Below are 2,330 nucleotides of genomic sequence, written 5' to 3' on the forward strand. Positions count from 1 at the left end.
CGGCACTGGCCCCGGGGCAGCGGGTCAGTTGGTACCTGCCGCCCTCGGATGTGGTCCTCCACCGTCGCGGCCGCCCCTCGCGGGGTGAGCGCGAGAACCCGGTCGAGGGCCGGGTAGTGGAGATGGCCGTGCTGGGAGGCATTACCTCCGTGGCACTCGCCTTCGATCACTGCGACGATACCCTGCGCTTCGAGCTTCCCACCCATGCGGCGCGCCGCAACGGCCTGGCTCGCGGCGAGGCGGTGGGGGCCTCGCTGCTGGCCGCCGGCATCCACCTGATGCCCGACGCGCCTGTCCCCCATTCCGAGAGTCCCCATCGCTGAGGAGACCACCATGAACGCCAACCGACGCCAGCTGCTGCTGGGCTTGGTCCTGCTGCCCGCCGCCTCCCTGCTGCCGCGTGCCCTGCCCGCGGCCCGGCGCGATTCGGCGCCACAGGCCCTCGAGACCGTCCCCCTGGTGATCCACGCCGAGCAGGGCCCCCGGCGGCTCGACGTGGAGGTGGCTCGCACCATCTCTGAGCGCAGCCGAGGCCTGATGGAGCGCGACCGGCTGGCGGAGCGGGCCGGAATGCTGTTTCTCTACGACCGCTCCCAGTCCTCCCGAAACGGCTTCTGGATGTATCGTACGCGTATCCCGCTGGATATCGCCTTCATCGACGAGGCGGCTCGCATCGCCGAGATCCACCGCATGGAACCATGCGCGTCCTCCCGGCCGGGAGAGTGCCCGGTGACGCGCCCCGCGGTGCCCTATCGGGCGGCCCTGGAGCTCAATGCCGGCGCCTTCGAGGCGATGGGCGTGGTGGCGGGCGACTGCGTCAGCTGGCCGGGAGACGGCGGACTCTGCGCCGGGCCAGCGGCGCAGTGAATCAGCCCGCGGGGCGGCGCGGACCGATACGCAGCACGATCAGCGCCAGCCCGGCGATGACCAGCCCGCCCCCGGCGAGCTTGTGGGGGCCCAGGCTGTCGCCCATCAGTGCCGCCCCCAGCAGCACGGCCAGCACCGGCATCAGCAGGGTCAGCGGCACCACCCGGTTGACCGGGTGGCGACGCAGCAGGCCGTACCAGAGGCCGTAGGCGACGATGGACGACATCACGGCGGTGTAGAAGATGGCGCCCCAGCCGGCCCAGCTAGCCTGGGTCAGCGCCTGCCACTGGCCCTGCTCGAACCACCAGGAACCCAGCGCTACCTGGGGAGTGGCAAACAGCGCCACCCAGCCGGCGAGCGCCATGGGCGAGACGTTGGGGCCACGCTTGATCAGCAGCTGCGAGACGGCCCAACCCAGGGCACTGGTCAGCAGCAGCACCGTCGGCAGTGGCGAGGGCAGGGTGGGCCCACCGGCGAGCACCGCGACCCCGGCGAAGGAGAACACGAGGCCGGCCAGCCGCCGGGGACCGAGGCGCTCGCGGAGGAACACCACGGCGAGCAGGGTGGCGAAGGGCGTGCCCATCTGCACCAGCAGTGCGCCGGTGCCGGCCTCGGCCTGGCCCAGGCCGATGAACAGCAGGGCGAAATGCAGCGAGCCGAAGGTCACCGAGAGCAGCAGCAGGAAGGGCAGCTGGTGTCGCGCCACCGGGTGGAAGGGCACCAGCAGTGCGGCCACCAGGGCGAAGCGCAGCGTGGTCAGCAGCAGTGGCGGCAGTTCGGCCACCCCGAGCTTGATGACGATGATGTTCAGCGCCCAGATGACGATGACGGCGAGGCCCAGGGCCAGGTCTCGGAGCGGCACGGCGCCTCCTCGGGGTGGAAAGGGGAAAAGCAGCACAGCATAGCAAGTGCGTTGAACCCGGGGACAGGGCAGGGCGGCGGCCTGCCTTGCATGAACATGGGATGACAGGGCATCTTGAGGGTCGCGGCGTCGATGACGCCCCAGACAACAATGCCGGGCAGGTTGCCGCAAGGATCTGCCCAGCGCCAGATATTGCAAGGACACGCCATGAACTCGTCTCGTCACCCGACCCGGCTGGCCGCCCTGGCCGGTGTCGCCGCCGTCTCCCTCTCGCTGTCTGTCTCTTCTTCGGTCGAGGCCCGCGAGCTCTCCGTCTCCACCGTGCTCCCCGACGCCTTCCCCTGGGGCCAGGCCGCCGAGAAGTGGGCCGAACTGGTGGAAGAGCGTTCCGACGGCGAGCTGACCCTGCGGGTCTACCCCAACTCCCAGCTCGTCAACGGCGACCAGACCCGGGAGTTTTCGGCCATGCGCTCGGGGCTGATCGACGCCGCCGTGGGCTCGACCATCAACTGGTCGCCCCAGGTGCCGGAGCTCAACCTCTTTTCGCTGCCCTTCTTCATGGCCGACCTGGATGCCGTGGATGCGGTGACCGGTGGCGCGG

4 protein-coding genes are annotated in these 2,330 nt (G+C 70.5%); 3 read left to right on the forward strand and 1 reads right to left on the reverse strand.

Going from position 1 to position 2,330, the window contains the following annotated elements; genetic code table 11:
• Both RI841_RS16020 and RI841_RS16025 read left to right on the forward strand, forming a co-directional pair.
• On the forward strand, positions 1–323 hold a 323-nt coding region (locus RI841_RS16020), incomplete at its 5' end, for a TOBE domain-containing protein (RefSeq protein WP_310706629.1).
• 10 nt (positions 324–333) lie between these two features.
• On the forward strand, positions 334–867 hold the full coding sequence (locus RI841_RS16025) for a DUF192 domain-containing protein (RefSeq protein ID WP_310706630.1): 534 nt from the start codon (positions 334–336) through the stop codon (positions 865–867).
• Between the two features lies 1 nt (position 868).
• Here RI841_RS16025 and RI841_RS16030 read toward each other — a convergent pair whose 3' ends face one another.
• On the reverse strand, positions 869–1,729 hold the full coding sequence (locus tag RI841_RS16030) for an EamA family transporter (RefSeq protein WP_310706631.1): 861 nt from the start codon (positions 1,727–1,729) through the stop codon (positions 869–871).
• 207 nt (positions 1,730–1,936) lie between these two features.
• Here RI841_RS16030 and dctP point away from each other — a divergent pair.
• Positions 1,937–2,330: TRAP transporter substrate-binding protein DctP (gene dctP / locus RI841_RS16035; RefSeq protein ID WP_310706632.1), on the forward strand; the 394-nt coding region annotated here is incomplete at its 3' end.

The sequence above is a fragment of the Halomonas sp. genome, from assembly GCF_031581305.1.
Classification (GTDB): domain Bacteria; phylum Pseudomonadota; class Gammaproteobacteria; order Pseudomonadales; family Halomonadaceae; genus Halomonas.